Origin of the sequence: Achromobacter sp. 413638, from assembly GCF_043119405.1 — a bacterium.
Classification (GTDB): domain Bacteria; phylum Pseudomonadota; class Gammaproteobacteria; order Burkholderiales; family Burkholderiaceae_B; genus Achromobacter.
Genome location: NZ_JBICCO010000112.1, coordinates 1 through 20,415 on the forward strand (window position 1 = coordinate 1; position 20,415 = coordinate 20,415).

21 protein-coding genes are annotated in these 20,415 nt (G+C 66.9%); 10 read left to right on the forward strand and 11 right to left on the reverse strand.

Annotation, left to right across the window (positions count from 1 at the left end; translation table 11 throughout):
- Window positions 1–613: 613 nt before the first annotated feature.
- Entirely contained in the window at window positions 614–895 is a 282-nt protein-coding gene (locus ACEU5R_RS29255) for a hypothetical protein (protein WP_392413294.1), read from the reverse strand.
- Window positions 896–1,030: 135 nt separating this feature from the next.
- Here ACEU5R_RS29255 and ACEU5R_RS29260 point away from each other — a divergent pair, with 135 nt between their 5' ends.
- Complete coding sequence (locus ACEU5R_RS29260; RefSeq protein ID WP_103275776.1) at window positions 1,031–1,975, forward strand: LysR substrate-binding domain-containing protein; 945 nt, start codon at window positions 1,031–1,033, stop codon at window positions 1,973–1,975.
- A gap of 202 nt (window positions 1,976–2,177) precedes the next feature.
- Here ACEU5R_RS29260 and ACEU5R_RS29265 read toward each other — a convergent pair whose 3' ends face one another.
- Window positions 2,178–3,695, reverse strand: a complete 1,518-nt coding sequence (locus tag ACEU5R_RS29265; protein ID WP_392413296.1) for an acetyl-CoA hydrolase/transferase family protein — start codon at window positions 3,693–3,695, stop codon at window positions 2,178–2,180.
- A 237-nt stretch (window positions 3,696–3,932) separates the two neighbouring features.
- Here ACEU5R_RS29265 and ACEU5R_RS29270 point away from each other — a divergent pair, with 237 nt between their 5' ends.
- Both ACEU5R_RS29270 and ACEU5R_RS29275 read left to right on the forward strand, forming a co-directional pair.
- A complete protein-coding gene (locus ACEU5R_RS29270; RefSeq protein WP_103275778.1) occupies window positions 3,933–4,880 on the forward strand; it encodes a LysR family transcriptional regulator in 948 nt (315 codons plus the stop codon).
- 184 nt (window positions 4,881–5,064) lie between these two features.
- A complete protein-coding gene (locus ACEU5R_RS29275; RefSeq protein WP_392413298.1) occupies window positions 5,065–7,491 on the forward strand; it encodes a DUF3772 domain-containing protein in 2,427 nt (808 codons plus the stop codon).
- Window positions 7,492–7,516: 25 nt separating this feature from the next.
- Here ACEU5R_RS29275 and ACEU5R_RS29280 read toward each other — a convergent pair whose 3' ends face one another.
- The 4 genes from ACEU5R_RS29280 to ACEU5R_RS29295 all read right to left on the reverse strand — a co-directional run bounded on the left by ACEU5R_RS29280 (window position 7,517) and on the right by ACEU5R_RS29295 (window position 10,811).
- Window positions 7,517–8,209, reverse strand: a complete 693-nt coding sequence (locus tag ACEU5R_RS29280) for a hypothetical protein (RefSeq protein WP_392413299.1) — start codon at window positions 8,207–8,209, stop codon at window positions 7,517–7,519.
- A 44-nt stretch (window positions 8,210–8,253) separates the two neighbouring features.
- On the reverse strand, window positions 8,254–8,727 hold the full coding sequence (locus ACEU5R_RS29285; protein ID WP_103275781.1) for a hypothetical protein: 474 nt from the start codon (window positions 8,725–8,727) through the stop codon (window positions 8,254–8,256).
- Between the two features lie 450 nt (window positions 8,728–9,177).
- The gene (locus ACEU5R_RS29290) at window positions 9,178–10,368 is read right to left on the reverse strand and encodes an acyltransferase family protein (RefSeq protein WP_392413301.1); all 1,191 of its coding nucleotides are present in this window, start codon (window positions 10,366–10,368) and stop codon (window positions 9,178–9,180) included.
- A gap of 44 nt (window positions 10,369–10,412) precedes the next feature.
- Window positions 10,413–10,811 (reverse strand): hypothetical protein, encoded by a 399-nt coding sequence (locus ACEU5R_RS29295; protein ID WP_392413303.1) that lies wholly within the window; start codon window positions 10,809–10,811, stop codon window positions 10,413–10,415.
- Window positions 10,812–10,928: 117 nt separating this feature from the next.
- Here ACEU5R_RS29295 and ACEU5R_RS29300 point away from each other — a divergent pair, with 117 nt between their 5' ends.
- Window positions 10,929–11,219: an antibiotic biosynthesis monooxygenase gene (locus ACEU5R_RS29300; protein WP_103275783.1), complete on the forward strand. Its 291-nt coding sequence runs from the start codon at window positions 10,929–10,931 to the stop codon at window positions 11,217–11,219.
- Window positions 11,220–11,222: 3 nt separating this feature from the next.
- On the opposite strand, the gene ACEU5R_RS29305 is transcribed toward ACEU5R_RS29300, so the two are convergent.
- The 4 genes from ACEU5R_RS29305 to ACEU5R_RS29320 form a co-directional block, all read right to left on the reverse strand.
- A complete protein-coding gene (locus tag ACEU5R_RS29305) occupies window positions 11,223–11,582 on the reverse strand; it encodes a nucleotide pyrophosphohydrolase (protein ID WP_392413305.1) in 360 nt (119 codons plus the stop codon).
- Between the two features lie 29 nt (window positions 11,583–11,611).
- The gene (locus ACEU5R_RS29310; RefSeq protein WP_392413307.1) at window positions 11,612–12,253 is read right to left on the reverse strand and encodes a PolC-type DNA polymerase III; all 642 of its coding nucleotides are present in this window, start codon (window positions 12,251–12,253) and stop codon (window positions 11,612–11,614) included.
- On the reverse strand, window positions 12,175–12,396 hold the full coding sequence (locus ACEU5R_RS29315) for a DUF1653 domain-containing protein (protein ID WP_103275786.1): 222 nt from the start codon (window positions 12,394–12,396) through the stop codon (window positions 12,175–12,177). The genes ACEU5R_RS29310 and ACEU5R_RS29315 overlap by 79 nt, the downstream gene beginning before the upstream one ends.
- Window positions 12,397–12,504: 108 nt before the next feature.
- Window positions 12,505–13,968, reverse strand: a complete 1,464-nt coding sequence (locus tag ACEU5R_RS29320; protein WP_392413309.1) for a methyl-accepting chemotaxis protein — start codon at window positions 13,966–13,968, stop codon at window positions 12,505–12,507.
- Window positions 13,969–13,988: 20 nt separating this feature from the next.
- Here ACEU5R_RS29320 and ACEU5R_RS29325 point away from each other — a divergent pair, with 20 nt between their 5' ends.
- Window positions 13,989–14,174 (forward strand): hypothetical protein, encoded by a 186-nt coding sequence (locus ACEU5R_RS29325; RefSeq protein ID WP_392413310.1) that lies wholly within the window; start codon window positions 13,989–13,991, stop codon window positions 14,172–14,174.
- A gap of 197 nt (window positions 14,175–14,371) precedes the next feature.
- Here ACEU5R_RS29325 and ACEU5R_RS29330 read toward each other — a convergent pair whose 3' ends face one another.
- Entirely contained in the window at window positions 14,372–15,454 is a 1,083-nt protein-coding gene (locus tag ACEU5R_RS29330) for a GlxA family transcriptional regulator (protein WP_392413312.1), read from the reverse strand.
- A gap of 123 nt (window positions 15,455–15,577) precedes the next feature.
- Between ACEU5R_RS29330 and ACEU5R_RS29335 the strand changes: the two genes are divergently transcribed.
- Genes ACEU5R_RS29335 through ACEU5R_RS29355 form a run of 5 tightly spaced genes read left to right on the forward strand, consistent with a single transcriptional unit; the run spans window position 15,578 to window position 20,385 of the window.
- Window positions 15,578–16,630, forward strand: a complete 1,053-nt coding sequence (locus ACEU5R_RS29335) for an ABC transporter substrate-binding protein (protein WP_392413313.1) — start codon at window positions 15,578–15,580, stop codon at window positions 16,628–16,630.
- Window positions 16,631–16,644: 14 nt separating this feature from the next.
- Entirely contained in the window at window positions 16,645–17,703 is a 1,059-nt protein-coding gene (locus tag ACEU5R_RS29340) for an ABC transporter ATP-binding protein (protein WP_392413315.1), read from the forward strand.
- Window positions 17,700–18,548, forward strand: coding sequence for an ABC transporter permease (locus ACEU5R_RS29345; RefSeq protein WP_392413317.1), 849 nt, complete (start codon window positions 17,700–17,702; stop codon window positions 18,546–18,548). The genes ACEU5R_RS29340 and ACEU5R_RS29345 overlap by 4 nt, the downstream gene beginning before the upstream one ends.
- Window positions 18,545–19,336, forward strand: coding sequence for an ABC transporter permease (locus ACEU5R_RS29350; RefSeq protein WP_103275792.1), 792 nt, complete (start codon window positions 18,545–18,547; stop codon window positions 19,334–19,336). The genes ACEU5R_RS29345 and ACEU5R_RS29350 overlap by 4 nt, the downstream gene beginning before the upstream one ends.
- A 35-nt stretch (window positions 19,337–19,371) precedes the next feature.
- Window positions 19,372–20,385, forward strand: coding sequence for a proline racemase family protein (locus ACEU5R_RS29355; RefSeq protein ID WP_103275793.1), 1,014 nt, complete (start codon window positions 19,372–19,374; stop codon window positions 20,383–20,385).
- Window positions 20,386–20,415: the final 30 nt, after the last annotated feature.

The following is a 20,415-nucleotide window of genomic DNA, read 5'->3' on the forward strand; positions in this document are numbered from 1 at the left end:
CCGAAGAACCTCGTTTGCCGCTGCGGCAGATCGCTGGAAAAACCAACAACCCGTTGCGTCCTGCTTGGCTTCGCGGTTCAGAAAACTGCTTGAACTGCGAAGGAGCGAGACTATAGCACAGAAATTTCGCTTGTCATCAGCGCGACGCAAAAAGAGTGAAGAAATCTGCGCTTAGCTCGCCGCCATCCATGGCAAAGTGCCTGACAAGAGCAGGAGAGTCCTGGCTCGTCAGGCACGCCAGGCCATTTTTCTTCCATAGGAACCCTCTTCTAGTATGCAGATGGTTCCTATAGGGATCTCTCTATATAGAGAGCGAGCTCAAGTCTGAGTAGCGACACCTGCCGGATCGCCCAGGACCGCGCAAAGCCAGCGACCTACCCCTGCTCCAGCCGCGCCAGCCCCCCCTTCCTGCTTGCCATCCATGGACAATGGCGTCTCTATATATAGATAGCACCGCGTTTAGGCCGTCAGCACATTCCAGGGACTGCTAAAGGGAAGTCGACCTCACCCCCGCCTCGCCCCCATCGGGCGGCTGGCATGCACCTGGCGCCATGATGAATCGACCGGCTCAGGCCGAGCTTTGGCAGGCGTCCCTAGGAGCGGCAAGCCGAAACTACCACCGGAAATAGTCGATATTGCGCAAACGCTTGAACTCCCGGCTGACACTGGCCTCGCTGACCAGCCAATCGGGCGCCCCCATGTCCTTCAGGATATGCTCGTCCAAGCCTTCCGCCGTATTGCGCAGCCGGTTCCTGTTCCGCCATTGCAGGCAGACCTGCAGCAGACGGCCAAGCAGGCTGGAGGGAGCCCAGCGTTCCTGGGTATCCCGCGCCGGCGGCACGGCGTCGCAGGCGACAAGGCAGGAAGTAGCGGGGCTGGATTGCAGATGACTCATGATTTGCTCCGGATTTGGAATGTTTTGGTTAGCGTATCCGCCCAAATCCCCAGAAAAAATCAAATTGTTTTGCCTGATTTGGTCAGTTAATCTAACCACTAACTGACCAGCGATCCATATCCCCTTATTCCAGCCATGCGACTATCCCTGAACGCCCTGCCCGCCTTTCGCGCGGTGGCCGAACTGCAGAACCTGCGCGCCGCGGCCGAACGCCTGCACCTGACCCATAGCGCCGTCAGCCAGCAGATCCGTGGCCTGGAAGAACAGCTGGGTTTCGACCTGTTCGAGCGCAGCGGCCGGGGGATCGTGCTGAACCCCGCCGGCGCGGCACTGCTGTGCAGCGTGCAGGAAGCGCTGGCGCTGCTGGACGACGGCATGCGCACGGCCGCCGCCGCGGCTGCGGGCAGTTCCCTGCAACTGCGGGTTTCGGTGCTGCCCTCGTTCGCGCAGCGCTGGATGCTGCCGCGCATGGCGCGCTGGCGCGCCCGTCATCCGGAGCTGACGTTGGAAATGGAAACCTCGCAGCAGGTGGTGGACCTGCTGCGCGATGGATTCCATGCGGCGCTGCGCTTCGGGCGCGGCCCCTGGGCGGGGGTCGAATCCGAACCGCTATTCGATGTGCCGCTGCCGCTCATCGCGCTGGCATCCCCCGAAACGGCGCGCGCCCTGCCGGACCACACGCCCGAGACGCTCGCAGGACAGCCCCTGCTGGGCGAGCGCGATGTCTGGCAACACTGGTTCAACTCGGCCGGGCTGCGCATTCCGGTGAACCCCGTCGCGACCTTCAATGACGCGGGCATGATGCTGCAGGCGGCGGAACAAGGATTGGGCATCGCGCTCGGCCGCGAACTGCTGGCCGCGGACGCGTTGTGCGCAGGCAGGCTGGTGCAGCTGTCGACGGTACGCGTGCAGTATGAACAGGCGCAGACCTATCATCTGGTCTACCGCCCCAGTCTGCGCGACTGGCCGCCGCTGGTCGCGCTCAAGCAATGGCTGCGCGACGAACTCGAGCTGTCGCGCAAGTCGCTGGTCACGTACCAGCCCGAAGATTGCGCCGAAGGCGAGAACCCAAAAAAATAGGCGGAGCGGCAAGCGCCGCTCCGCCCCAATCCAAGACAACGCCCTCGGCCAGGCTCAGCCTCGCGCGCGGCCTGTACGGCGCGAGGCGCGGTCATGTGCCCGCGCCCGAGAAACCCGAAGGACGCCGCCCCGGCGACGACAAGACATGAAACTGGCCCGGCACCACGCCTCGCGGCGATAGTGGACCGGGCCGCGGCGCGCTTCAGGCGACCTTGCGCACCTCGGCCTTGGACAGGCGCATGGAATCGGTTTCGCTGAAGCGCTGGTGCCAGGAGAACGCCTCTTCCAGCAGATGCGGCGTCTGGCCGCCGCGTTCACAGGCCCGGTCGAAGTAGTCCTGCAAGGCCTCGCGGTACGACGGATGCACGCAGTGGCGGATGATGGCGCGGGCGCGCTCGCGCGGCGCCAGGCCGCGCAGGTCGGCCAGGCCGCACTCGGTGACCAGCACGTCGACGTCGTGCTCGGTATGGTCCACGTGCGACACCATGGGCACCACGCTGGAGATGTCGCCGTTCTTGGCCATGGACTTGGACACGAAGATCGCCAGATGCGCGTTGCGGGCGAAATCGCCCGACCCGCCGATGCCGTTCATCATGTGCGTGCCGCCCACATGCGTGGAGTTGACATTGCCGTAGATATCGAACTCCAGCGCCGTGTTGATGGCGATGATTCCCAGCCGGCGCACGATCTCGGGCGCGTTGCTGATCTCCTGCGGACGCAGCACGATGCGTTCGCGATAGTGCTCGATGTTGGCCAGGATCTTGTCGTAGACCGGCTTGGATACGGTGATGGACGAGGCCGAGGCGAATTGCAGCTTGCCCTGGTCCAGCAGCTCGATGGCGCTGTCCTGCAGCACTTCGGAATACATGGACAGCTGCTCGAACTCGGAGGACTCGAAGCCGTGCAGCACCGCGTTGGCAATGGTGCCGATGCCGGCCTGCAGCGGCAACAGGCCATTGCCCAGCCGGCCCGCGTTGACCTCGGCGCGCAGGAAATCATTGATGTGGCCGGCGATGGCGTTGGTCTCATTGTCCGGCGGCAAGGCATTGGACGGGCTGTCCGGCTTCTCGGTGACAACGATGGCCGCGATCCGGGAAGGATCCACTTCGATGTAGGGCTTGCCGATGCGCTGGTCCACCGCCATCAGGCCGATGGGTTCGCGCGCGGGACGATCCTGCGGCACATAGATGTCGTGCAGCCCTTCGATGGCGGCCGGCACGCCGACGTTCAGCTCGATGATGATGCGCTTGGCCTGCAAGGCGAAGGACGCCGAATTGCCCACGGACATGGTGGGCACGATGGCGCCGCTTTCGGTAATGGCGGCGGCTTCGATGATGGCCACGTCGACGGGCCCGATATGGCCGGCGCGCAGCTGTTCGGCGGTTTCCGAAAGATGCTGGTCGATGAAGGCGATCTCGCCCTGGTTGATCTTGCGCCGCAGCGTGGTGTCGACCTGGAACGGCATGCGACGCGCCAGCGCATTGGCCTGCGCCAGCATCTTGTCGGTATCGTGGCCCAACGAGGCGCCGGTGATCAGCGTGATCGACAGCGGCTCGCGCTCCGCCCTCCGGGCCAGCGCCGCAGGCACCGACTTGCAGTCGCCCGCGCGGGTGAATCCGCTCATGCCGACGGTCATGCCGTCCTCGATCAGCAGGGCCGCCTCTTCGGCGGAAGTGATCCTGGCGTGCAGGCCGGAATGGCGGATACGGTCGAGATGCATGGTGTCTCCAGATTTGAGGGCCGACGGCCGGCGACCGGACCGGGCACGGCAGCCTTCTGTCCGGACGCCGTCTGACGCGGCGTTTCCCGATGTCCGCAATCCCGGATCACGGGAAGGCGGACGATTTTCCGGCAGTATAGGAACGCGGCTTCAAATCTCGTAATGACTTAAAATCATTCATTCAAGTCGCTTTTTTCATTAATTGAAATTCCGCGCCGATGCGGACGGGATGGCTCCATGGATGTGCGCGCGCTGCGCTACTTTGTCGAGACGGTCAGGCACGCCAGCTTCACGCAGGCGGCACGCGCCCTGTTCGTCACGCAGTCCACCGTCAGCAAGATGATCCGGCAACTGGAAGAGGAAGCTGGCGCGCAGCTGCTGATCCGCGACGGACATACAGCCCGCCCCACGGACACCGGCCGCGTGATGTACCAACGCGGCTTGCAGGTGCTGGAGACCATGCGCCAGCTGTCCGAGGAAATCCGTGAAACGGCGGACCTGCGCCGCGGCGCGCTGGAAGTGGGCATTCCGCCCATGATCAATCTACTGTTCACGCCTGTGGTCAAGCGCTTTCGCGAGCGCCATCCGGACATCCATCTGACGCTGCGCGAAGGCACGGGCCAGGCGGTGGAAAACCTGGTCGCCGACGGCGAGCTGGAAGTGGGCGCCACCGTCCTGCCCGTCGCGCCGGACCACGGCCTGGCGGCCCGGGCCTTCGGCAGCCATCCGATCTGGGTCATCGGCCCGCCGGACGCCGCCTGGGCGGGCAAGACATCCCTGCCGCTGACGGCCCTGCGCGATTCCCGCCTGCTGGTTCCTACGGATGACTTCGCCATGACACGCCGGCTGCGCCAGGCCTTTGCCGACGCCGGCATGCAGCCCGCCATCGCGGCCCAGAGCGCGCACTGGGATTTCCTGGTGGCGATGGCCTCGGTCGGCCTGGGCGTCGCGCTGCTGCCCGAACCGCTGATGGGCCGCATGAAGACGCGCGGCCTGAGCACGGCGAAACTGGCCAAGTCGGGCCTGCAATGGGAGGTCGGCCACATCTGGCAGCAGTCCGGCTACCTGTCCTACGCCGCCCGCGCCTGGCTGGAAGTGTGTGACGAAGTGCTAGGGAGGCCAAAATCGGGACGACCTCGACATGGCGAACCACCCGCGGCGAAACGAGAACCGCTCCCGGGATAGGCCCAGTCCCGTACGCCCCACGCGAACGCCAAGGCGGAAGATGCTCACCCCGACAAAGCGGACCGGCCGATTCCACCATCCCCCCTGTCACATAAAAGAAACAGGCTCGCAATTTTGTTGCAGCCGCCGGCCCCGGCCTTGCTATGCTGGCCTCCCCTGGCGCAAGCCGCTCATCAAACCCTTTATGTTTCCGAACACCTCCCTGCCCCTGACGCGCGCCGGCCGCTCGCGCGCGTCCGCCCTGCTCGCATCACTGGCGTTGGCCATGGCGCTGCTGCTGTCGGGCGCATGGTCCGCCGCCGCCCATGCCGCGACGCCGGGCACACCGGCAGAAATCGAGGCTGACCTGGCCAGCGCCCGCAAGCAGATCGACGACATGCGCAAGCGCATCGCGAACGAAGCCGACGATGCCAATCTGCAGCAGCTCTATGGCACGGCGGTGGACATCCAGGCCAAGGCGGAGGCCGCCGCCGAAACCCTGGCGCCGCAGCTGGCCAGCGTGGCGGCCAGACTGAACGAGCTGGGCGCGCCCCCGGAAGGCAGCAAGGAAGCGCCCGACGTCGCCGCCCAGCGCCTGAGCCTGGAAACCAGCCGGCGCGGGCTGGACGCACAGATCAAGCTCGCCAAGCTGCTGTCCGTGGACGCGGGACAGACCGCCGAGCAGGTATCGGCGCAGCTGCGCACGCAGTTCAAGGCCCGCCTGGGCGAGCGCCGCGACGCCTTCCTGTCCGGACAGTTCTGGAACGAATTCAAGGGCGAGCTTCCGCGCGACCTGGAACGCCTCAGCACGCTGCGAGACGATCTCTATGAAGCCGTGCAGCAGACACCCGCCTGGGGCTGGCTGCTGCTGGCGGGCATTGCCGCCCTGGTGATCGCGCTGCGGATGGGGATCGGCCGCGCGCTGCTCAGACTGACCGCGAACCGCGTGCCGCCAGGACGCCTGCGCCGATCGGCGCTGGCAGCAGCCCAGGTGGCGCTGTCGACCGCCACGCCCGGCCTCATCGCCGTGCTGGTCCATGTCGGCCTGGACTGGAATTCACAGCTGTCCGACAGCACCTCCAACCTGCTGGCCGCGATGGTCATCACGGTCTTTTTCGGCGGCTACACCTCGGGGCTGGGCAGCGCCCTGCTGTCGGCCCGCCATCCGTCCTGGCGCCTGCCGCCCATCAGCGATGCCGTGGCGCAGAGGCTGAGCTGGGTGCCGGCAACGATGGGCGCGCTGATCGTGCTGATCTGGCTGGCCGAACGCCTGACGGTGCTGCTGAACACCAGCCTGACCACCACCATCACGCTGACCGGGATCGTGTCCACCCTGATCATGGCCACCATGGCGACCGCGCTCGCCATCGGCCGCAAGCTGCGCCGCCAGGCCCGGAAACAGGAAGACGCCACCATTCCGGCCTGGGTGCCGGCGCTGACCGGCATCGCCTGGGCCGTGCTGATCGTGAGCCTGGGCAGCCTGCTCGCGGGCTACGTCGCAATCGCCAACTTCCTGGCCAAGCAGGTCCTGTGGGTGCTGATCGTGCTGGCCTCGGGCTATCTGGCGTCCACGCTGATCGAAGACGTCTTCAGTTCGCTGCTAAGCTCGCCCCGACCCGAGACCGGCGAAAAGGCCCGGCCCACCCTGCGCGACCAGGCGGCCGTGCTGCTGTCCGGCGTCGGCCGGGTGGCAGTGGGACTGCTGACCATCACGCTGCTGCTGGCGCCATTCGGCGAAGGCCCCACCGACCTGCTGCAGCGCTTCGACCAGCTGCGCAAGGGACTGGCCATCGGCGAGGCGCAGATTCATCCGGGCGCCGTGTTGCAGGCGCTCATCGTGCTGGCGCTGGCCCTGCTGGGCGTGAAGATGCTCAAGCGCTGGCTGTCCAACCGCTATCTGCCCACCACGGAACTGGATCCGGGCATGCAGCTGTCGGCGGTCACGCTGTTCGGGTATGCCGGCTTCGTGGTGGCGGTGGCGCTGGCTCTGTCGGCCGCCGGCATCGGACTGGAACGGGTGGCCTGGATCGCCAGCGCCTTGTCCGTGGGTATCGGTTTCGGCCTGCAAGCCATTGTGCAGAACTTCGTGTCGGGCCTGATCCTGCTGGCGGAACGTCCTGTCCAGGTCGGCGACTGGGTCTCGCTGGGCGGCGTGGAAGGCGACATCCTGCGCATCAACGTCCGCGCGACCGAAATCCAGATGAGCGACCGTTCGACCGTGATCGTGCCGAATTCGGAATTCATCACCAAGACCGTGCGCAACGTGACGCGCTCCAGCCCGTTGGGCCTGGTGCAGATCAAGCTGCCCATGCCCCTGTCGACGGACGCCGAACGCGCCCGCGACGCCATCCTGCAAGCCTTCGCCGACCACGCCGATATCCTGGCCACGCCCGCGCCGAATGTCTTCCTGGATGGCCTGGATGGCGGCAACCTGATCTTCAACGCCAAGGGCTACGTCTCATCGCCGCGCGCGGCCTATGGCGTGCGCAGCGCACTGTTGTTCACGGTGCTGAGTCGCCTGCGCGAGGCGGGACTGGAGGTGTCATCGCCGACCACCGTGCTGCTTGCCCCCACCCCGCCGGCCCGGACCGTGGACGCGCCGGGCCTGGCGGCTCCGCCCGCCACGTCCTAGCCGCCGGGTCCGCTGCCCACGCGCGTCAGCCCGGCGAGTACATATCCAGCATGCCCTGCCGATCCAGGCGCGGGTTACGCAAGGGCGGCGAATTCATGGCGCCGCTCTGCACCGATTGCACCGGGAAAGCCTGGGCGACAGGCGTCTGCGGCGTGGGCGCGAGCGCGGCCGGCGAGGCGGGCGGTGCGGCGGCCGGCGTCGAGGTCTGCGCCACGGCGGAATTGTCGAAGCGGTGATCTGCCGTGGTCAAGGCCGGATTGGTGCACAAGCCCTGCGCCACCAGCGCGGCCTTGGTCCGATCGTCCGTCTGGCACAGAATGTCGATGGCCGCGGTTTCCAGCCGGCGCGAGCGGTCGGGATCCTTGGTGGACGCCGCCGCCTGCATGGTGCGTTCGAAGTTGCGCCGCAGGCTGCACTTCTGATCCTCGATCGGGAACGCGACGTTCATGCCGAAGCCGACGACCGAGCCGCCCCCGCCCGCCGACACCATGCAGCTGTCCGAAGAGAACGAGCCGTAGAAGCTCTGCCCACCCATGGCGGGCGCCGTGCGCAAGGTGCCGGAAGCGTCGGATTTGGAATTGAACGTGATGCCTTGCGTGTTGCCGGCGTTGGTCGCGCCCGAGGTCGCGGACGTGGTGGACGACGAGGCGCTGTTGGTCTGCGCCGTGGCTGAGAACGCCGCGAGCGACAGGGATAGGGCAAGAACAATGGTCTTCATGATGTCCCCTTGCCCGGACGGCCGAAGCCGTCCGGAACGCTGGCTCAGTGGTTGAACCCTTGGAAGTGGCCAATCCCTCCGATCCCTTGGATCGACGCCGTCGCGCCGAAAGTCGCCGCATGGAACGATCCCGTGGCGGAAGCGTTCGTGTCGGTCTTCTCGAACGTGGCGCCGCCATTGGCGATGCTGTCGCCCACCATGATCGGCGCATTGCCGCTCACGTGGCCGTAGGTATCGCTGGTGGCGTATTGCCGCGTGCTGGTGACGGTTTCGATGCCGTTGTGGCTGAACGACCCGCTGGCTTGCGCCACGCCGCCCGTTTCGCCGAACGAGGTCTGGCTGGACGAACCGTAGCCGTTGACCTGGGTGGAAACCACCGAACTGCCAGTCGACACGGACGACACGGTGCCATGGATGTTCCCGCTATAACCCGAGATGGATACGCTGGGTCCGGGACCCGCCGCGTACGCGGAAGCGGCGCACATCGACAGGACTGCGACTGCTGCGAGCTTTTTCATTTGAGCTCCTCCTGATCCGTGGATACGGATGTACAGGCTGCCGGTGGCCGACCGGCGCGGACCTTTACTTCTCCAGCAGTCCCGTCATGCCGCGGCAGGACGCGTGGAACTTTCGTATTGGTACGGAATGATTGCGCCGTCCAAAGTGTGTCGATATCGGTTAAACGGCGGACCGTCCGGCTGGCGCCATGCGCAAGCACGCCACAATCTCGCCAAAGTTGCGGGCATCTTGCGCGTGCGGATGCGCGGGCCATGCATATGGAGGATGAATGGAGGGCGGCTTGGCCTGATCCGCCGGAGCGGCTCAGCACTATGGAGGGCAAAGCAGCCGCGCGACTCGCCCGCCTTGCCTAGCGCGCATGCGGGTCCGTGGATGGCAGATGCGCGTTAGGCTGTTTGTCAGCCGGCGCCGACAAAAGCAGCAGGTGCTGCAACGCGCAAACCAGCGGACTACGCCGTCTCGGCTCGGACCCGCGCCGCAGCAGGCAAGGGCCTCAGCCCCAACCACGGTCGCAGCGGACCGCTGCGCAGCGCCAGCGCATAGGCCGCCCAGCATCCCGCCAGCGTCAGCAGCATGACCAGCGCGGGTTCCAGCACCGGTCCCGGCTGCCAGCGCTGCACCAGCCACCAGGCGCCTATGATGAAGGTCTGGTGAAACAGGTAGAACGTGAAAATGGCCTGATTGATCGGCGCACGCCAGGCGCTGTCGCGATCCAGGCCAGCGTGGGCATAGGCCAGAATGACGCAGATGACGGTCCAGGCATAGGCTTCACGTGCAAACGCCTCGCCCCAGACGGACGCGGACAAGGCCGGCCAGAGCTTGAGCACCACGATCAGCCGCAGCGCCAAACACGCCAGGGCAAGGGCAAGGATCAGCCGCCGCAACCGGACCAGTTCCGGCCACAGACGGCCGGCGCCCGCCGTCGCCAGCCCCAGCGCGTAAGCCAGGCCATAGTGCAAATGGGCATGCCAATCATTGACCAGCAGATGCGTTTCCGGATAGGCGCGTCCCAGCCACGCGCGGCTCAGGCCCAGCGCCGCCACCGGCATGATCAGGAAGGCCCAGGCGCCAACGCCCGCCGTCCAGCGCGCGCAAGCCTGCGTGAGCCGGCGCGGCGCTGCGGCCAGCATGGTGGCCGCCACCAGCGCGTAGGCCAGCACATACAGCACGAACCACATGTGGTTGTAGGTCGGCAGATAGAAACCCGCGGCCTCGGGCCCGTAGATCGGCGCCAGGTTGCCGAAGGTCAGGTAGCGCTCGACATAGAACGTCAGGAAATCGCCGCGGTAGTCGACCTTGTGCCACAACTCCGCATACGATTGCAAAGGCACGACCACGAAGATCGCGAACAGCAAGGGCAGCGCCAGCCTGTAGCTGCGCTCGCGCGCGAAGCCGGCCGCGCCGAATTTGCGCAAGGCGTGGGCGGAAACCGCGCCGGATACGAAGAACAGCAGCGTGAGCCGCCACGGATTGAGCAGCAGCATCGGCGCCTGCAGGGCTGGCGTGGTCCAGCGGCTCTTGACATGCCATCCCCATCCCTGCACGTACAGCATGCCCAGGTGATAGAAGATCAGCAGCGCGAAAGCGCCGGCGCGTATCCAGTCCAGGTCATGGCGTCGCGAAGCGAGGGCGGCGGGCACGGCGTCGGAAGCGTCGGGAGAGAATCTGGCCGGGAAAGGGAATGTCAGCCGGCGAGGGCCAGGAAGTACGCCGACTCCTTGCGAACCAGCCACAGATCGGCTGCCGCCAGCAGCAGCAGGATGCCGCATTCGGCCAGGTACGGCGCGGCCGCCACATGATAGCCGGCCAGCATGACAATGCCGGTCGCGGCGGCCAGGTATCCCGGCCAACCCGGCGCGGCTTGCGCGTCCGCTCGTCCGGATTCGCGGCGGCGACCGCACAGCCAGGCCAGGACGGGCAGGAACGACAGGGACAAGGGCACGTAGGCGGCGATCGCCGTCAGCAGCACATCTGCCCCGAACTGCGTGTGCAACTTGAAGGCAAGCAGCGCAACCGCACCGACAGCCGCATACCACAGCAGTCGGACAGCGATGAGGCGCGGCAAGGTGGCGACTCGGGTCATCGGTGGGGCCGGAACGGGGTTGGCGCGCCTGCCATCGGGCGACGCGTGCGGAGTTTTTCAGCCATACTACTCCGGCCGGCGGGATTGCGCCCGGCACCATTCCTACGGAGACCCAGAATGATCCAGGAGATCGCCAGCATTCACGTCCGTGAAGGCCAGGAGGCGCTGTTCGAGGCCGGCGTGGCCCAAGCCAGGCCCTTGTTCCTGCGCGCCCGCGGCTGCCACGACATGCAGCTCTATCGCAGCATCGAACAACCGCAGCGCTACACGCTCGTGGTCGACTGGGAAACCGTGGAAAACCACATGGTGGACTTCCGCGAATCCACCGATTTCCAGGAATGGCGCAAGCTCGTGGCAGGCTTCTTCGTCGAGCCGCCCCAGGTGCATCACGAGCAGAAAGTCCTGTAGCGTTCAGTCCGCTTCGGGCGGATCGTCATACTTGCGCGCGCTGCCGCGAAAACGATCCGCCGGATACTTCAGCGCGTTCTTGGCCATCTTGGCCGAGACCGCGCCGGCGATGTCGATGTCCAGCTGATCGGCCAGCGCCGCCAGATACATCTGCACGTCGGCGATCTCGTCGGCGACCTCGGCCAGGCGCGCCGGCGACAGGCCGCGAGACTCTTCGGCGGTCAGCCACTGGAACAGGGCCAGCAGCTCGCCCGCCTCGCCGGCCAGGGCCATCGCCAGATTCTTGGGCGTATGAAAGGGCTGCCATTCCCGTTCCTCGGCGAATCGGCGCACCGCCGCCGTGATCTCCCGCAAATCGCTCATGTCGCGCTCCCGCAGTCATCGGGCGGGCATCAAGCCCGCGCCAGCCTGGCCCCGGCGGCCAGCGCCACCGCCACGGTCGTACACACATCGGCCAGGGCGCGGTGCGTCGGATCCGACGCGCCCACGTGACGGGCCAGGATATCCAGTTTATGGGACGGCAGTTCCGGCCAGGCGCGTCGCGCCAGCGCCAGCGTGCAGTGCACCGGGTTGGCGAAGGCCAGCCCGGTCTGGTCCGAGGCGGCCGCCAGGAAGCGTCGGTCGAACGAGGCGTTGTGAAAGAACACCGGCAGGTCCTCGACGAAATCCAGGAAGGACGAGAACGCCTGCCTCACGGGGATGCCAAACCGGTCCACTTCGGCCTGCGTGATGCCGGTCAGTTGGCTGATGAACGGCGGCACTCGGCCCCTTGTGCGTACCACCTGCGCATATTCCCGCTCGCAAACGCCATCGGCCTGCACGCGCACCGCGGCGATTTCAAGAATCTCGCAACTGGCGGTGGACAGGCCGGTGGTTTCCAGGTCGGCCACGACGAAGGGGCCGCGCAGCGCATGCAGCGCGGCGGCCAGGGGCGCCGGCAAGGCCCGCGCGCCGCTCACTTGGCGTCCAGCGGCGCGAAGCGCGGCGAACCGTCGGCCAGCTGGCCGAAGAACATATCCGCCGGCCGCACCCACAGGCCGCGCGCATGCGGCCACAGGTGTTCGTACACCACCATGGTTTCCAGGGTTTCGGAATGGCGGGCTTCGCCCACATAGCGGTACAGACCGCCCTTGTAATGGCGGTGCGAGGCAAGGGCCAGGGCTTCGGATTCGGTCATGGGCGTGGCAATGGCGGCAGGCCCGGTCGGCGATCTTGCCGCCCGGGCCCGCGAAGTTCAGGCAAGACGCACTTTATAGCGCATCCCGCCGTCCGCCTGCCGCGCCCCTCAGTAGCGGACGTACTCCAGCACCGGCTTGGACGGCATGGGCGTATTGGCCGCGGGGCGCGCCCGCACGCCCTGCGCCACCGGCTTGACCACGGAGACCGGCCGCACCTCGCGCTCGGCCGTCGATTGCCTGAGCACCTGGGCGGCGTCGGCGGTCATCGCAGTGATGTCTTCGGTCACGTCGCCAAGCTTGGACGACTGCGCCAGCGATGCCTGGACCACCTCGCCCATGATCTCGGTGACCCGGTGCGACGACGTGACGATGTCATCCATGGTGCTGCCGGCCGACTGGACCTGGACCGCTCCCGCCTGGATCTGCTCCACCGACGTGGTGATCAGCCCCTTGATCTCCTTGGCCGCCGCGGCGCTGTTCTGCGCCAGGCTGCGCACCTCGGCCGCGACCACGGCGAAACCCTTGCCGTGCGGGCCGGCCCGGGCCGCCTCGACCGCGGCGTTGAGCGCCAGGATGTTGGTCTGGAAGGCGATGCCGTCCATCACGCCGATGATTTCGGAAATGCGGCGCGAGCTGTCGGTGATGGCGGACATCGTGCGCACCACGTCCTGCACCGTGCGGCCTCCCTCTTCGGCCACCTTGCAGGCATCCTGCGCCAGCGTGTTGGCCTGGGACGCGCGTTCGGCATTCTCGGTCAAGCCCTGCACCGTGACCCGCAGCGTCTGCGCGGCGGTGAAGCGCTTGGTGATGTCCGTGGCGTACTTGACCACCTTGAAAGGCCGACCCTCGGCATCGAGGATGGGGTTGTAGCTGGCCTCGATCCAGACCTGCCGGCCGCCCTTGCCGATGCGCAGATACTGTCCGGCGTCATGGCGGCCTTCGCGCAGCTTGCGCCAGAATTCCTGGTAGGCGGCGCCGCGCGCCTCCTCCGGCGTGACGAACATGCTGTGATGACGGCCGACGACTTCGTCGGCGCGGTAGCCCATGGCATCCAGGAACAGCTCATTGGCGCGCAGTATCGTGCCGTCCAGCTCGAATTCGATGATCGCCTGGACTTTCGAAATCGCCGCCAGCTGGCCTTCGAAATCGGCCTGCCGCTGCTGCTGTTCGCTGACGTCGGTCGCGTACTTGATCACTTTCAACGGGCGACCGCGCTTGTCACAGATCGGACTGTAGGTGGCTTGCAGCCAGATATCGGTGCCGTCCTTGCGCACGCGGCGATAACGGCCGGAGTCGTAGGCGCCCTGTCCCAGTTTGTCCCAGAATTCTGCGTAGGCCGCGGAATCACGTTCTTCCGGACGTATGAACATGCGGTGATGCTGTCCCAGGACCTCGTCCAGGGAATAACCCATGGTGTCCAGGAAATTCTGGTTCGCCATCAGGACATGACCCTGAAGATCGAACTCGATGACTGCCTGGGCTTTGTGAATTGCCGCGATCTGACCGTATAGATCCGCTTTCTGCATGCCGCGTTCGGCGCGGAGCAGGCGGTTGAGGGTAAGCCAATGCATTATGACGCCTCCAGCGAGGGATGGACGAAACTGCTGACACCGACAAACAACCGCAAAACAATCAGGAAAACCGTCTGCGCGCCCGCGATCCGGCTGTGCGCGCCGCGCCGCGCCACAGGCCGCCTACGTTTTCCGCCATCCCCGCGATGACGGTAGGTCTACTGAAAACAAAAAACAGCAGAATGTATCCAGTCGAAAATATTTAATCTCAAAAAGGCGCCATTCTCAATATTTTCCAGGGCGCGGTTTCCAAAAAAATATCAACGGGTTACAAAAATAGGGAAACCCGCCGCGCGAGTCTTGCGGAAAGCTGAAAGCGCATTAATTTCCCAGGGTTATCACGGATGCGCCCCGTATATGCCGGCGAGCAACCGGCATGCGCCCCAGGTAAAACCCGATTGATTCAGACTGTCGCCAGACCGCCCACGGAATCGGGTTCGCGCGCGACGGCCGCCCCGGATTGCAGATATTGACGCGGGGATACGCCAAAATGCGCGCGGAAGTCGCGCGAGAAATGCGCGCCGTCGGCAAAACCGCAATCCAGCGCAACCTGGGTAATGCTGCTGGGCTTGTTCAGCAGCAGCCAGCAGCCATATTCCAGGCGTAACTGGCGCTGGAAAGCCATCGGCGATAAACCCGTGGCCAGGCGGAACGCCCGTTCCAGCTGCCTGCGCCCGACGCCGACATAACGGGCGATGGCGTCCAGCGGCGGCGGATTGTCGATGCGCTGCTCGATGAAATGCGCGGCCTGCCTGACGCGCAGATCCTGGATGCCGGAGAGATCGCTGCGGAAATGCGCCTGCGGCACGCGCGCCGGCCGCACGCCCTGCAGCATCATGTGGCGCATGGCCTGTTGCGCCTTGTCGCGGCCGCAATGGCGCGCCACCAGGTACAGGCCCAGGTCGATCGCGGCGGTCGACCCCGCGCAGGAAATCAGGTCGCCCTCGTCGATGAACAGCCGGTCCACCACGGCGCGGGTCTGCGGAAAGCGCTCGCGAAAAGCTTCCAGCACGTTCCAGTGCACGCAGACCGTGCGCGGCCCGACCACGCCGGCCTGCGCCAACGCGAAAGTGCCGGTGCAGATGCCCAGCAGCCGCACGCGCCGCTCGGCGGCCAGCCGGAGCCAGTCCCGCAAGGGCTCGGGCATGCGCCCGTTGATGTAGTCATTGCCGCCGCATACCGCCACGTAGTCGAACTGCTCGGGATCGTCCGGCAGGCCCGCCGCCACGTCGATGGTCAGGCCCGCGCTGGAGCAGCGCGGCTTGCCGTCCCAGCTCATCACCCGCCAGGACGTGTGGATCTGCCGGCTGCGTCCGCCGTGATCGCCGGCCAGGCGCAAGGCGTCGACAAAACCCGCGAAGGCGGCCAGCGTGAACTGGTCCAGCAACACGATGCCAACCGCGAGCGCGGGTTTTCCCCGAGCCGGGACATCGGCATCGTCTTCATAGGGAACGGGCTCGGTTGGGGCGGAAAGCGGCGGCTGCATGACGCAATTATTCAAATTTATGTCCCGCGCCTTCAAGCTGGTTTTCCCGGGCATCCACCAAGATGCGGATGTGGCTAGACAGTGTCCAGATCACGGATCGACAAACGACAAGGGGAATCCGACATGGCAACATTCGTCCGCGGCGCCGTTGGCGCCGCCTTGCTCGCCGCGGGGCTGATCACGGCCCCGCTGGCGGGCGCGCAGCAGCAGAAGATCACCGTCGCCTGGTACGGCGGCAACTGGGGAGACGCGTTCCGCGCCTGCGTCGCCGAGCCCTACACCCAGGCGACCGGCGTGCAGGTATCGCCCGAGGTCGGCACCTCGACCACGACGCTGGCCAAGCTCCAGCAGCAGAAGGCCGCGCCCACCATCGACGTGGCCTGGCTGGACGGCGGCATCAGCGAGCTGGCCGAGCAGGCGGGCGTGCTGGACACGCTGGACCCGGCGGCCATCCCGAACCTGAAAAACGTGATCGACCAGGGCGTGTATCGCAAGGACGGGGCCGCCTATGCGGTCAGCTCCGGCTATTACTCGCTGGGCATCGTCTACAACACGCGCGAGGTCAAGCAGCCGCCGGCCAGCTGGAAGGACCTGTGGCGGTCCGAATACGCCGGCGCGGTGGCCCTGCCCTCGCCCGCCAATTCCTCGGGCGTGCCTTTCGTGTTCTTCCTGGCGCGCGTCTGGTCGGTGGATCCGTCCAACCTGGCCCCGCTCTACGCCAAGCTCGCCACGCTGGACACGGCGCTGTACTTCGACAGTTCGGGTGCGGCCACCAATGCCTACCAGAGCGGCGAAGCGGTGATCGGCGCGCATTTCAACGTGGGCGCCTGGGACCTGATCGACAAGGGCCTGCCGATCGGCTTCGCCGTGCCCAAGGAAGGCGCCTGGGCCACCGACGCCCGGCTGCACCTGGTCAAGGGCGCGCCGAACAAGGCCGCCGCGCAGCGCTTCATCGATACCGCGCTCACGCCGCAGGCCGCGGCCTGCCTGGCGCAGCGGCTCTACCTGGGGCCGGCCGTCAGGAACACCCAGGTGCCGCCCGACGTGGCGCGCAAGCTGCCCTGGGGCGCCGAAGGCTCGGTGCAGAACCTGAGCCTGTTCGACTGGAACCTGATCAACAGCCGCCGCGCCGAAGTCACCGAGGCCTGGAACCGCCAGGTCGCCCGCAAGCGCTGAATGCAGGAACCGCCATGTCCGCTTTGCTATCCATAGAAGGCGTGTCGACGCGCTTCGGCGCCTACCAGGCGCTGGACCGCATCGATCTGGCCATCAACCAGGGCGAGTTCGTCGCGCTGCTGGGCCCCAGCGGCTGCGGCAAGACCACGCTGCTGCGCTCGATCGCCGGTTTCCTCACGCCGGATGCCGGCCGCATCCTGATCGAAGGCCGCGACGTCAGCCGCCTGCCGCCCCATCATCGCCCGCTGAACACGGTGTTCCAGAACTATGCTCTGTTCCCGCACATGAGCGTGCTGGACAACGTGGCCTACGGCCCGCGCCGCCAGGGCGCGTCGCGGGCCGAAGCCGCAGAGCGCGCGCGGGCTGCGCTGGACATGGTGGGCCTGGCCGAGTTCGGTCCGCGCTACCCGCGCGAGATGTCCGGAGGACAGCAGCAGCGCGTGGCGCTGGCGCGCGCCATCGTCAACCGGCCCAAGCTGCTGCTGCTGGACGAGCCGCTGTCGGCGCTGGACCTGAAGCTGCGCAAGCGCATGCAGCTGGAGCTCAAGCACCTGCAAGCCAGGCTGGGCATCGCCTTCGTCTTTGTCACGCACGACCAGGAAGAGGCCATGACCATGGCCGACCGCATTGTCGTGATGCGCGCCGGCGCCATCGAACAGGCCGGCGCGGGCGCCGACATCTACCGGCGTCCGGCCTCGCGCTTCGTGGCCGAGTTCATCGGCGACGCCAACCTGATCCCCTACGCCGTCGAGGCGGGCGGCGCGTTGCGGCTGCAGGCGCAGGGCCTGCGCGTGACGCGCGCGGCCGGCGACGCGCCGGCCAGCGGCCTGGCGCTGCTGCGTCCGGAAGACCTGCGCCTCGTGCAGGACGGACCCGGCGCGGACTGCGCGCTGAGCGGCACGGTGCGCGACGTGATCAACGTTGGCAGCCACTGCATGATCCACGTGGACGTGGACGGACAGACGCTGGTGGCGCGGCACGGCGGCGCCGCGCCGGCGGGGCTGCGCGCGGGCGACGCCGCCACGCTGGCCTTCGCGGCCACGGACCTGCACCTGATCGGCGGACAATCATGACGCGCCGCTCCCTGCGCGCGCCCGCCCTGCTGCTGGCCGCGCCCGCGCTGTTCTTCGCGGCCTTCTTCCTGGCCCCGCTGGCCGTGGTGGCGCTGGCCAGCATCACCGGCGGCCCGTCGGGCACCGCCCTGACACCGGCCAACTACCTGCGCGTGCTGGCGGATCAGTACCACTGGGACGTGATCCTGGTGACGTTCCGGCTGGCCTTCTACACCACCCTGATCTGCGTGGCGCTGGGCTATCCGCTGGCCTGGTATCTGGTGCGGGTGGTGCGCTGGCGGGCATGGCGTCGGGCCTGCGTGATCCTGCTGGTGGTGCCGCTGTTCACCAGCAACATCGTGCGCGCCTTCGGCTGGATGGTGCTACTGGGCCGCAACGGGCTGATCAACCAGGCGCTGATGGCGACCGGCGCCGCCGACCGTCCGGTGCGCTTCATCGGCGCGGAGCTGGGCATCCTGATCGGCATGGTCTACGTGCTGCTGCCCTTCGTGGTGCTGGCCGTGGGCAATGCGCTGGCGCGCGTCGACCCGGCCTGCGAGCAGGCCTCGGCGGACCTGGGCGCCAGCCCCGCGGCCACCTTCGTGCACGTCACCTGGCCGCTGACGCTGCCGGGCGTGATATCCGGCGCCATCATCGTCTTCACGCTGGCGGTCAGCGCCTACGTGACGCCGGCGCTGCTGTCCGGCGGGCGCGTCACGGTGCTGTCCATGCTGATCTTCCAGCAGTACAGCACGGTGTTCGACTTCCACTACGGCGGCGCGCTGAGCATGGTGCTGCTGGTCCTGACCCTGATCCTGGTGGCGCTGGCAAACCGCGCCGCCGTTCCGCCCGGAGGCGCACGATGATCGCCCGCTGCCTGATCCGCCTGTCCGCCCTGGGCGTGCTCGCCTACCTGGCCCTGCCGCTGCTGGTGATCCTGGGCGCGTCCTTCACGGCCACGCCCTACCTGGCCTTCCCGCCGCAGGGATGGACGCTGGACTGGTATCGCGCCATGCTGGCCGAGCCCGGCTACGCGGCGGCTTTCGCCACCAGCACCGTGCTGGCGCTGGCCGCCACCGCGGCGGCGGTGCTGCTTACGGTGCCCGCCGCCCTGGCGCTGGCGCGCCACGAATTCCCGGGCAAGGCGGCGCTGTCGTCGGTGCTGATGTCACCGCTGGTCCTGCCGCACATCGTGCTGGGCGCGGCGCTGCTGCAGTACGGCGCGTATTTCGGCCTGACGCGCAGCTTCCTGTCCCTGCTGATCGGCCACGTCGTCATCATCGCCCCTTTCGTGCTGCGCGCCACGCTGGGCCTGCTTACGCCGGAGCAGCGCGCGCTGGAGGAAGCCTCGGCGGACCTGGGCGCCAGTCCCTGGACCACCTTCTTCCTGGTGACGCTGCCGCAGATCCGGCCCGGCATCGTGACCGGATCGATCTTCGCCTTCATCTCGTCGTGGATCAACGTGGAGCTGTCGATCTTCAACACCACGGCGGACCTGAACACCATCCCCGTCAAGCTTTTCAACTACGTGCAGTACACGATCGATCCGACCATCGCCGCCGTCTCGGGCGCCACGATCGCGGCAGCGGTGATCGCCATCGTCATCCTCGATTTGACCGTCGGGCTGGACATGCTGTCCGAACGCGGCCAATGAACCCTTACCCTACCCCCCAGCCTGGAGCACACGCCATGCGCAAGCAAGACGCGTTCGACGTCATCTATACCCATACCGAGGGCGAGCCCCTGTGCATCGTCCACAGCGGCATCCCCTATCCCGCCGGCTCGACCATCCTGGAAAAGCGCGCCTTCCTGGAACAGCGCTATGACTGGCTGCGCAAGGCGCTGATGCGCGAGCCGCGCGGCCACAAGGACATGTTCGGCGTGTTCCTGACGCCGCCGTCCAGCCCCGAGTTCGACGCCGGCCTGATCTATATCGACGGCACCGAGTACTCGCACATGTGCGGCCACGGCACCATCGCGGTCAGCATGGCGATGGTGGCCAACGGCCTGGTGCCGCGCGGTCCGGACGGCATCACCCGCATCCGCTTCGAGACCACCGCCGGCCTGGTCGTGTCGGAAGTCGCCTCGGAAGGCGAGCAGGTGCTGTGGACGCGCTTCGAGAACGTGCCGGCCTATGTGGCCGCGCAGGATATCCCGGTGGAACTGCCCGGCTACGGCGCGCTGTCGGCCGACATCGTGTGGGGCGGTAACTACTTCGGCATCGTCGACCTGTCGCGCTGCGGCCTGCGCATCTCGCCGGACAATGGCACCGAGCTGTCGCGCATGGGCCTGATCGTGCGCGACCAGCTCAACGCCCGCCAGCGCATCCAGCACCCGACCGAGGCCCATATCAACAATCTGAACTTCATCACGTTCTGGCACGAGCCCACCATCGAGGGCGCCTTCTACAAGAACGTGCACGTGTTCAGCGCCGGCCAGCTCGACCGCTCGCCCGGCGGCACCGGCACCAGCGCGATGATGGCCATGTTCGAGGCCCGCGGCAAACTTGGCCTGAACCAGCCGATCCGCTCCGAGGGCCTGCTGGGCAGCGGCACCTTCGAAGGCTGCCTGCTGGGCGAGGTCGACCTGAACGGCACCCGCGCGGTCCGTCCCACGGTCAAGGGCACCGCCAGCATCCTGGGCACGGCACGTTGGGTGATCGACCAGAACGATCCGGTCGGCGCCGGCTTCCTGATCCGTTGATCCGGAACAGGCGGGGGGGGGGGGGGGGGG

Coding starts and splice junctions, on each gene's coding strand:
- ACEU5R_RS29305 (WP_392413305.1), bottom strand. CDS start 11,582: ATGAGCGATTTGCGGGAGATCACGGCGGCGGTGCGCCGATTCGCCGAG.
- ACEU5R_RS29280 (WP_392413299.1), bottom strand. CDS start 8,209: ATGAAGACCATTGTTCTTGCCCTATCCCTGTCGCTCGCGGCGTTCTCA.
- ACEU5R_RS29270 (WP_103275778.1), top strand. CDS start 3,933: ATGGATGTGCGCGCGCTGCGCTACTTTGTCGAGACGGTCAGGCACGCC.
- ACEU5R_RS29345 (WP_392413317.1), top strand. CDS start 17,700: ATGACGCGCCGCTCCCTGCGCGCGCCCGCCCTGCTGCTGGCCGCGCCC.
- ACEU5R_RS29300 (WP_103275783.1), top strand. CDS start 10,929: ATGATCCAGGAGATCGCCAGCATTCACGTCCGTGAAGGCCAGGAGGCG.
- ACEU5R_RS29325 (WP_392413310.1), top strand. CDS start 13,989: ATGGACGAAACTGCTGACACCGACAAACAACCGCAAAACAATCAGGAA.
- ACEU5R_RS29320 (WP_392413309.1), bottom strand. CDS start 13,968: ATGCATTGGCTTACCCTCAACCGCCTGCTCCGCGCCGAACGCGGCATG.
- ACEU5R_RS29255 (WP_392413294.1), bottom strand. CDS start 895: ATGAGTCATCTGCAATCCAGCCCCGCTACTTCCTGCCTTGTCGCCTGC.
- ACEU5R_RS29340 (WP_392413315.1), top strand. CDS start 16,645: ATGTCCGCTTTGCTATCCATAGAAGGCGTGTCGACGCGCTTCGGCGCC.
- ACEU5R_RS29285 (WP_103275781.1), bottom strand. CDS start 8,727: ATGAAAAAGCTCGCAGCAGTCGCAGTCCTGTCGATGTGCGCCGCTTCC.
- ACEU5R_RS29355 (WP_103275793.1), top strand. CDS start 19,372: ATGCGCAAGCAAGACGCGTTCGACGTCATCTATACCCATACCGAGGGC.
- ACEU5R_RS29330 (WP_392413312.1), bottom strand. CDS start 15,454: ATGCAGCCGCCGCTTTCCGCCCCAACCGAGCCCGTTCCCTATGAAGAC.
- ACEU5R_RS29275 (WP_392413298.1), top strand. CDS start 5,065: ATGTTTCCGAACACCTCCCTGCCCCTGACGCGCGCCGGCCGCTCGCGC.
- ACEU5R_RS29335 (WP_392413313.1), top strand. CDS start 15,578: ATGGCAACATTCGTCCGCGGCGCCGTTGGCGCCGCCTTGCTCGCCGCG.
- ACEU5R_RS29315 (WP_103275786.1), bottom strand. CDS start 12,396: ATGACCGAATCCGAAGCCCTGGCCCTTGCCTCGCACCGCCATTACAAG.
- ACEU5R_RS29260 (WP_103275776.1), top strand. CDS start 1,031: ATGCGACTATCCCTGAACGCCCTGCCCGCCTTTCGCGCGGTGGCCGAA.
- ACEU5R_RS29295 (WP_392413303.1), bottom strand. CDS start 10,811: ATGACCCGAGTCGCCACCTTGCCGCGCCTCATCGCTGTCCGACTGCTG.
- ACEU5R_RS29350 (WP_103275792.1), top strand. CDS start 18,545: ATGATCGCCCGCTGCCTGATCCGCCTGTCCGCCCTGGGCGTGCTCGCC.
- ACEU5R_RS29265 (WP_392413296.1), bottom strand. CDS start 3,695: ATGCATCTCGACCGTATCCGCCATTCCGGCCTGCACGCCAGGATCACT.